The following is a 9,455-nucleotide window of genomic DNA, read 5'->3' as shown; positions in this document are numbered from 1 at the left end:
TAGCGCAGGAAATCGGTGATTGGGCAGAGGGAGTTTCTGAGTCAGGTTATTGGATCGCCACAACCCATTCATTTTTAATCATTGCCATCCGCTTTTTGGTGATCCAGCAAAGGTTAAATAAATTGCGTACCTTTCAATCAGAACTGGATGTGACTGCTGTAGAACAACAAATTCAGCAGATCCGCACAGCTTTAGGACGAATAAGAACTATAAAAAAATCCCTGACGGAAGTTGGTAAGGGTGTGGCTGTGATTAAAGCTGAGGCAGATGCACTGAGTACAGATATTCAATCAGCACTGAAATCAATTGAGCAAACCCTGAGTTTCGTTCCAACTGAAAGTGCTAGCTAACAGTTTAACTAGCATACTCCTGCAATATTTCTCACCCAATAACCCACACAGGATTTTTTAATTCAACAAATGATTTAAGTTATGGGGTATTAACACAGGTAGTTTCAGTCAATTGTTTATTTTAAATCAAACTGTGATGTTACGAAATTCTCCGATGCTACCATCAAAAAGCACTTTACAAACTCCAGTAGCACCATTTCGATTCTTTGCTACGCTAATCTCCATTACACCTTTGTCTGGGGTATTAGAATTATAATATTCATCTCGATAAAGAAGCAGTCCTACATCCATATCCTGTTCTATATCTCCTGAATCCTTAATATCTGCGATTGCAGGACGCTTATCTGTTTGATTTTCGACACCTCGATTAATTTGTGCTAATGCCACAAAAGGGCAGCTAAATTCTTTTGCAAGGTCTTTAAATGCACCAGAGAATTTCCCAACTGCTTGCGCTCGATTCGAGGCTGCTCTATCTCCTAATTTTTGGATGTAGTCCATGACTATCAATCCTAAATTCCCCCGCTCAAACTTAATTCGACGCAATGCAGAGCGCATTTTAATGGGATTCTGGAGGCTGGCTGGTGTATCATCAATAATGATAGGTAAGCTATACAATACCTCCAAGGCTTTACGGAGTTCAGCTATTTCACTTTTATAAACTTTGTTACCAATCAGCCGCTTAAAATCAATTTTAGCGTGCATTGCTAAAAATCGCTTTGTTAGCTGTTCTTTATTTGTCTCAGCACTGAAAAACACTACGGGAAGATTGTACGTTAGCGCAACGTGATTTGCAAAATGACAGCCGAGCCAAGTTTTTCCCATTGAAGTTCTGGCTGCAATCACTATTAAATCTTCATTCAGCAACCCACCCATTAATTTGTCTAAGTCTATTAATCCTGTGGATAAAGCAGGGGTTACTTCCTGCCCTAATTGCTCCACAATCAAGGCTAGAGACTTGCTAATTACTTCTGGACTGAATTTATCAACTTTATTTTCTGTAATTTTGAATATTTTCTCTTCTGATAAGTCAATAACTTTCTCTAAATCAATAGTAGTGTCAAAACCTAGCTCAACAATTTTAGTTCCTGCTTCAATTAGTTGGCGACGTTTATATTTTTCTAAAACTAATTCAGCATAACTGTCTATGTTGTCTGCTGATACTTTATTATTGGCTAACTGGGCTAGTTTATTTCGTCCGCCAACGTTTCTCAGCAGCTTGTGGTCGGACAACCAACTGCCAACAGTCGTTATGTCTGTTAGCTTATCTTGATAATACAATTCTAGGGCTGCCTTATAAATTTGTTGATGGGCAGATAAATAAAAAGCATCAACAGGAAGTATATCGGCTATTTTACTAATAGCACTAGCATCTAGCAAAATACTACTTAGTATGCCTTCTTCGGCATCTGTATCCTGTGGGAGAGATTTCTCAGTCATTGGGTTGACTAAAAATACTACTTAAACCTTTCAGTTCTTCTCGTGAAGCCAATTCTCCCTCTATTGTTGAGTGCGTCTGATAGAAATAATATGTTGTATCAGGGTTGGATGTGGGCTTAGGTTTTTTATTTGGTACAGATTCTTTCTTAATTGCTGCGTATAGCCATTTACTAGAATTATCAATCTTAGTGCCTTCCCTTATAGCTTCTTTTAAAGCTTCAATCGCATTGTTAACAACAGATTCGGACTTTGATTTAATCAGTTTCTTAAATGTTGCATTAAATGTAATATTTAGTGCGTAGAACTCGTATTCAACTTGTTTCATAAATTTTAATTGCTGAGATTCTAATTCATCTTCGCTATCTTTAGATGTTTTACCATTAATTGGCACAACATTATCTCCCTGAGCAGGTAGATTTTGTACAGGTAAATTAACTACCTTTTCTTGGGCGGTATGCGAAGAACTATGCAATTCTTTAATCACAGTTCGTAGACGCTTTACCTCATCCTCTAAGTCTACAACCTGTGCAGCCTGTGCTAGAAGCTCTTTGTTCATTCGCCGCTGCTCATTTAGTATTGTTTGCAAGCGCTTATTTGATGCTTTGAGTTTTTCTAGTTCATTTTCTAATGCACCAATGTTGCGTGCAGTGCGTGGTTTTTGGGCGGACTCCTTCTGTCGTTGCTGTGCTATTTCAATTTCATAACGCAGGTGTTTATTAACAAAGCCAACACTGAAACCAGTTCGCCTCGCTACCTCATTCTGGCTAATAGTGACACCCTGATCTTGCATTTCCTGAATGACAGCTTGAGCAAAAAGAATTCTCTCCTCACGCTCACGGGCAGAACGTTCTCGCACCTGTTGACCATGACGGCTACGTTCTGCCTCATCCCAGTTCCGGTGAATTTGTCGCTTTATTGTCTCGCTCATCTGCTCCCTCTAGCGCATCAATAATACTCTCTAAAGCGTTTACAATTTGTTGATAACTTTCATAAATTTCTGAAGAGCCATGATTAAAGGCAATCTCCTCTTTTATTTTTAATTGCTCAAGTTGAGATTTGTAATGGGAAAGTTTATCGGCAGAAGCAACATGGAAACCGCAGGTGTAGCACTTTCCAAAGCGGGGGCAGAATTTACGGAAAGAGCAGTAGCCATAAAGGGGTTCCCCATTGAGCATAGTTAGCCCATCCAACTCATGTAATTCTGGATTCTGGCGTAGGCTTTCAGGATTTAGGCTTTCAGGATTGCTATCGTAGGGATAAAATTCCTGATTAACATTTGCCATTACACTACCTACATCCAGCATTTGACCAGGGTCATAGCGCGTATAGTGCCGCTTTGTAGTTCTTTCACGGCGGTGTTTAAGCCAGCTACGGACAAAATTTAGGCTATAGCCATCGTTTATAAGTTGTGTTGCTCGTGAAGGTCGTAGAATAGCTCCAGTGAAGTTTGCCAGTTTTCGGTTGCTGTCTAGGATATTACATTTTTTGATGAGAGATTTAATGACTTTAACCATAGGGTTACCAGAAGCTCCAACCCTTGGCGGCCGCTTTCTAGCTTTCATCCGTGGATAGTTTGGATAACCAGTTATCCCTAATTCCTGATAATGGCAAAAAAGGTAAGGATAGTCATCACCAAAAAGTTTCTTAATGTAAGTTTCCTGCTTTTTAATAAGGTGAACAATCTCAGTTGGAACGGGTAGCCTATGTTTGTCCGATGATTTATCACGCTCAAACTCCACCCACCAAGTAGTCCCGTCCTGGTCGAGATTGCAACAGTCTTTAGGAAGATAGCACAATTCCCTCGGACGTGTCCCAAGATGAAAACCTAGCATGAACATTAGCTGTATTGGTTCTGGTAAAATATGAAGATTCTCTACAATTGCCTCGATAACAGAGTCTTCTAATGGATCAGGTTCTTCATTGAAAACCTTTGGAAAGTCAAAAGAACTAATTAGTGTAGATGGAGTGATAAAATTCTGTGTTTCATTTCCCCAGTTAAAAAAACTGGACAGGTTCGAAAGAACCTTTGTGAATGTACTATCTGCTAAATTGCAAAGTTCTTGATTGTAATAAGTTGTTAGCAAATTTCGGTCAATTTCCTCCATACAAGTTACGTTCCGCCGTTCAAGAAACCACCCAAAATCCTTAAGAATATACAGTTGTTTAGACACTGATGTTTCTCTTATGCCAGAATTGATACGCCAAATTATATAAGTTTTAAGCAGATTTACGAACCAGTTTGAACCACAGTTAGTAAAGTTTAGAAATAAACTCTCTAATTTGTACTCTTCAATGCCTGGATAGAGTTCTCGTAAATCCCACTTGTCTTTCTCAAACTCCCAAGGCTCAAGAGGGATTGTTTTTCCAAGCCTTCGCCTTACACTATTATTCCAGTCTTTTCCTTCTCCCGAAAACTCTTGACCACAACCTAAGCAAATCATTTTTTTTATTTGCTTATGCATTGTATTGTCATAATGCTCTGTCTTTAACACTACCTCGTTTTGCTTACAATTCGGACAAGAAATATTGTCTATAATCTGCAACCCTGAGTCATCCCAATAGCTATGTATAACTTTACCTTCACAGGAAATCTTTTGTCTCTCTCTACTGCCCAAAGTAAAGTGCCTACCACATTCCCTACATAGGCATGGCTGGACAACACCATGTTTGCGTTCTATAGAGCTTCCATGTTTAATAGTTTCAAAACTCTCACAGTCTGGACAATTTACACCCGCAGGTTGAGCTGGAGTTTGCGTACCGCCCAAAGTAAAGTGCCTACCACATTCCCTACATAGGCATGGCTGGACAACCCCATGTTTACGTTCTTGAGAGCTTCCAAATTTAATAGTTTCAGAACTCTCACAGTCTGGACAATTTACACCCGCAGGTTGAGCCGGTTTACCGCCCAAACTAAAGTGCCTACCACATCCCTTACATAGGCATGACTGGACAACGCCATGTTTGCGTTCTTGAGGGCTTGCTTTTTTAATAGTTTCAGAACTATCACAGTTTGGACAATTTACACCCGCAGGTTGAGCTTTTTTTTGACTCATTATGTATCTCTTTTACTGTTGCAAGCTAACAATGATAGGGTTAAGAATATTGATGAACTGACGAGCGCTATTAGCGCGACGACTGTCTGATTGATTGTTCTCCAGACATTTATCCAATAACTGTTGGTTCGTCTGTTTTATCTCTATTAATTTAGGTAAATGCTCCTGTGAAAAACGAATATGTTCGCAACCTAAACATACATATTCATACTCGCATTCTTTAAATCTAATTTCAGATCGAGTGCAAAGTCCTAGTTCCACCTGTCTAGCTGTCCATTCTTCACGAATGAATTCACTATCTTGGTCTGTAGAATAAATAGCAGTCCGTTCTCCATCTTTGTTTACTAGCACTCTCTCTATACGCTTTTCCTGCTGTTGTGGTGAAACGTAAACATAGGAGTCCTGCATATCGGGATTAGTATGTCGTAACCCATGCTGAATTAAATCTGGGCGTTTACCCATACGATCGGCTACTGTTGCATAAGTGCGTCGAAACATGTGAGTCGTTACATACGCAAGTTTGCCATCATTAGTACGAATATCGTTTTCTTTAATAAGCGATTTTAGTAGCTGATTAAGTTTTCCCCGTACTTTTCTAATTTGCTCTTGACGGTACTCAAAAATGGGTGGCCAACCTTTAGCCGAAAACCCTGGTCTACGGGTTCTCCAGTTGGGAAACAACCACGGAAATGTGTCCCCAAATTGCTCCCGGACAAATGCCTGTTGTTGATGCACTAGCAGTATCAATTCTTCAGGTATGTCTTGCTCTTGTTCTATGTCATTTTGTTTGCCTGTACACAGACGGATTCGGTGTACCTCCTTGCGTTTCCTTAAGCAATCCAAAGGAATTTTAGCAAGTTCCATACTTCTAGTTCCCAACGCCTCATGTAACTTGAAGATGAGATAGATAGGTTTATCTAGTTGTTCCAAAGCTAGATCAATTTTATGTTTAACCTCCTCTGGGATAATGTTAGGAGATTTCGCTTGTTTATTAGATTGCAAACTGCATTGAATTTTAAACTGAATACAACTTAGTTCATTTAGTACAGAAAGGAATCCTAAAACAGCATTTTTATTAACTTCGGTTGAACTTTCTGCCCACTTTTGCACAACTTGATCATTTAATACAGATAGTGTGACATACCCTTGATTAACCAACCAAACACTAAATTTATTCACTCCACCAATAATAGCCTGTAGCCTAGATAAGCTCCACCGTCGGTTTCCGACCGCAATAAGTGCTGCCAGCTTAAGTAAATCTTTCAACCAATCCAGAGTAATTCCCTGAAAATTTATAGTCTTACGTCCGATTATATGTGCCTGTTCTCTCAGTAGAGGTAAGTCCTGCTCTATATTCCAGATATCTCGTTGCAACTTTACATCAGTGATATATGTAGATGCTATATTTCCAGGATCAGAAAGTATTTCAAACAGTTGTGCCTTTTGTAATGCTAGGGTCATTTTGCTTGTGTTACACGTTTCATTTCATTCAACATTTCAGCCTCGTCAAAGGAATGCTCGTAAATATCTAAGGTTGTAGCGATTGACTTATGCCCCAATTGTCGTTGTACACTCTTTGCTGTCTTCTCTTTATCTTGCCCATCTTTCCTTCCCTCACGAATGTTGTGAGTTGCAAAGGTGTGCCTGAACAAGTGCGGATATACCCTTTTTATGTCGATATCTGTTTTTTGATGAAGTCGTTTTAGCAACTTGTTTAGATTTTGCGGTTCTAATGGTTTACCGTAACTGGGTGAACCTTTATGTAAGACGACGAAAACCATGTCATGTCCCAAATTTTTGACAACATCATGGGGATAATCGATATCACAGTATTTCTTAAGGATTTTGCAAAACTCTCGATCTTTCATAAGTTCATCTAAAGATAGGTCGCGTTCCCGACCTTTAGCATAAGCATGATTAATATTGTCTCGACGTACTATCTTTAGTGTTCGAGCATTCCAATCTATATCAGACCAATGAAGCCCCAGTAGTTCACCTTTTCGCATACCAGTATCAGCCAGGAGCGAAAGAATTAGCTTGTCTCGATCTTGGTAACAGGCATTAATTAGGGTACGCACTTGATCAGGGTTTAAACAACCAGGAAACTTTTTCCGCTCCTTATTTTTTACCAACCTGACTTTAACAGGTGACTCCTTTCTGTAGCCTGCAAACATCCCACTTTGCTTCTCTCTACGGGGTTTGCGATATACGCACAGGTTTTTGTCATCGAAAGTTTTTCTCCTGACGTGAAAATCATAGAATTGCACTACAGCAGTCAATGCCAGGTTCACTGTAGATTCGTTACGTAGAACCAAGATATTTTCTGAGTTAGAAGAGACAAAATTTTCATCAAGCAGCAACCCACCAGTTAAATACCAGTGGTTGAACTCAGCCATTTTTTCTAGATCAAAGTCCTGCCAGTTAAGCACTTTTATGTCTAGATATTTCCAGAAAGCTTTGAGCTTCTCTGCGTATGTCTTAATTGTTCCGATAGCAGAACCGCATGATTGCTTAAACCGCAAAAACTGCTCAACAGGCTTAATAACCTGATAATTATCATCCACCAGATGCCACCGAACTAATTCTTTACCGTCCGGTAAGCGTTGTACTGAGTCTAGAACTTTAGCCACCATGAATAGTGTGAATAGCGTGAATAACTTACTTAAAAGTGAGTTTACACGATTAGTGGTATTGTTGTTGTTGTTTTTTTGAATAGATAGTTAATGTATATAAAACAAAAAAAGTACACCTCTGTGAGATAATGAGATTTCTCCAGGACGAGGGAAGCTACCGCCACCCACAAGAGAAGGCCCGGATGCCGAATGGTGGGGACTGCGAAAAGGGCGATCGCGTACCAATGAACCACGATTTTTCAATAAACCAGCTACCGAATGAATGCGAGTCACTTCCAAAGATTCGGCAAAGCTCAACGGCGGTAAAATTCCTGGTAAGCGCCTTGCTAGCATCGTCTTCCCACTACCAGGCGGCCCGACAAAAATGAGATTATGCCCGCCAGCCGCAGCAATTTCTAAAGCACGACGCCCATGAGCTTGTCCTTTCACATCATGTAAATCTGCGCCAGGGTAGGATACTGTTGTTGTCTGTATTGTACTATCTATCTGCACAGGTTTGTAACGCCCCGGATTATTTAAAAAATCCACCACCTCAGACAAATGCTTGCAGCCGTAAACAGCTAAATCTTCAACCACTGCTGCTTCTTGGGCATTATCAGCAGGGAGAACTAAACCTGCAATTCCCATCTTTTGGGCTGCTGCTGCGATCGGTAATACACCAGCCACAGGACGTAAACTGCCATCCAAAGAGACTTCGCCCAAAAATAGATAATCCCCCAACAAATCAGCGCTAACTTGCTCAGAAGCCGCCAAAATTCCCACACTAATAGGCAAATCGAAACAGGGGCCTTCTTTGCGTAAATCTGCCGGGGTTAAATTAATTACTATCTTTCGCATCGGAAAGGCAAAGCCAGTATTTTTCAAAGTTGCTTTGACTCTTTCTCTTGACTCTTGAATCGCTGAATCTGGCAGTCCCAAGACAACAATTCCCGGTAATCCCCCTGACACATCGACTTCTACGCCTACTTTGACGGCATCGATGCCCACAATTGATGCACTCCAGACTCTAGCAAGCATTGCTTATATAATAGTAAACCTTTAGGATCTCTAGCAGATGAGTTGGTAAATTGGCATTAGTGAAACCACATAGACGATTTTTCTCAATTACAGCAATTTTCATCTACATTTGATTGTGGTGGTGCGATCGCACTGGCGGCTGCTAATCGTAAACTTACCTTAGAATATCTGCGTCAAGTTTGTGATACTACTTTGCGAATCACCAGCATGGTAGTTTTTATCCTATTTGGTTCCACAGCTTTTAGTTTAGTCTGTCGAGGGTTAAATAGCGATCGCTTTATGTTCGATGTTCTCGCCAATCTCCCCGGTGGTAAAACTGGCTTTTTGGTTGTCAGCATAGCAGTAGTATTTATCCTCGGCTTTTTCGAAATCGCCTTATCATTGTTTACACCTATTGCCCAAAAATTAGGTATTGACTTGATTTGGTATGGTGTAGTTTTGGGAGCAAATTTGCAAGCATCTTTCCTTACACCTCCCTTTGGCTTTGCGCTGTTTTACCTGCGTGGTGTCACCCCACCAGAAGTTACGACAAAGGATATCTATCGCGGTGTAATACCGTTTATTTTGTTGCAACTATTGGTGGTGTTAATTATTGTTTTTCCAGGATTGGTATCAGCTCTAAAGCCTTGGTGAATTATCTAAAATATACTGCTCCTGGTTTTGTTTACAGCAAGGAAAAGGTCATATTGTCTTGCTCTCATAGTACAATGGTATTTTGACCGTGTTGTGTGGCGGTCGCGCAATATCAAGAAACGCGATAATAATGTTTAAAAAGTCAGACCCCCCAGTAGTATCAAAGCTGAACTGACTCGCACAAAGATGCTCTACGCTAAAGTAGACACGCTCTCAGTTTGCGTCGGGTGCAGTGATTTGTTAGACCGACGTTTGATCGGAAGTTTTACAACTTTACGCCCATGAGCAATCTGTTTCTTTCGTAGATCGTTAAAGATTGCGTTCAGGTCATA

At 40.3% G+C, this 9,455-nt stretch carries 6 protein-coding genes and 2 pseudogenes; 2 read left to right on the top strand and 6 right to left on the bottom strand.

The window, feature by feature from the left end; translation table 11 throughout:
- A partial coding sequence (locus RMY64_RS32795) for a hypothetical protein (protein WP_322702218.1) occupies window positions 1-350 on the top strand: 350 nt, incomplete at its 5' end.
- A 126-nt stretch (window positions 351-476) separates the two neighbouring features.
- Here RMY64_RS32795 and dnaB read toward each other — a convergent pair.
- From dnaB to RMY64_RS32765, 6 genes and pseudogenes are all read right to left on the bottom strand, one after another.
- The gene (dnaB, locus tag RMY64_RS32790; protein WP_322702217.1) at window positions 477-1,787 is read right to left on the bottom strand and encodes a replicative DNA helicase; all 1,311 of its coding nucleotides are present in this window, start codon (window positions 1,785-1,787) and stop codon (window positions 477-479) included.
- Window positions 1,780-2,715 carry a DUF6262 family protein gene (locus tag RMY64_RS32785; protein WP_322702216.1) on the bottom strand — a complete coding sequence of 312 codons (936 nt, stop codon included), beginning with the start codon at window positions 2,713-2,715 and terminating at the stop codon, window positions 1,780-1,782. Before RMY64_RS32785 ends, dnaB begins: the two co-directional genes overlap by 8 nt.
- Complete coding sequence (locus tag RMY64_RS32780) at window positions 2,672-4,840, bottom strand: site-specific integrase (protein WP_322702215.1); 2,169 nt, start codon at window positions 4,838-4,840, stop codon at window positions 2,672-2,674. The genes RMY64_RS32785 and RMY64_RS32780 overlap by 44 nt, the downstream gene beginning before the upstream one ends.
- A gap of 12 nt (window positions 4,841-4,852) precedes the next feature.
- On the bottom strand, window positions 4,853-6,301 hold the full coding sequence (locus RMY64_RS32775; RefSeq protein ID WP_322702214.1) for a tyrosine-type recombinase/integrase: 1,449 nt from the start codon (window positions 6,299-6,301) through the stop codon (window positions 4,853-4,855).
- Window positions 6,298-7,473 carry a tyrosine-type recombinase/integrase gene (locus tag RMY64_RS32770; RefSeq protein WP_322702213.1) on the bottom strand — a complete coding sequence of 392 codons (1,176 nt, stop codon included), beginning with the start codon at window positions 7,471-7,473 and terminating at the stop codon, window positions 6,298-6,300. The genes RMY64_RS32775 and RMY64_RS32770 overlap by 4 nt, the downstream gene beginning before the upstream one ends.
- A gap of 102 nt (window positions 7,474-7,575) precedes the next feature.
- Window positions 7,576-8,490 (bottom strand): annotated as a pseudogene (locus tag RMY64_RS32765) (YifB family Mg chelatase-like AAA ATPase); the annotation flags it as partial.
- 114 nt (window positions 8,491-8,604) lie between these two features.
- On the opposite strand from RMY64_RS32765, the pseudogene RMY64_RS32760 reads away from it, so the two are divergent.
- Window positions 8,605-9,123: pseudogene (locus RMY64_RS32760) on the top strand (TRAP transporter large permease subunit); the annotation flags it as partial.
- Between the last annotated feature and the right edge of the window lie 332 nt (window positions 9,124-9,455).

Origin of the sequence: Nostoc sp. DedQUE08 (assembly GCF_034530895.1) — a bacterium.
Taxonomy (GTDB): Bacteria; Cyanobacteriota; Cyanobacteriia; order Cyanobacteriales; family Nostocaceae; genus Nostoc.
The sequence above is the reverse complement of the archived record's forward strand: the minus strand, read 5'-3'. Positions and strand labels throughout refer to the sequence as shown.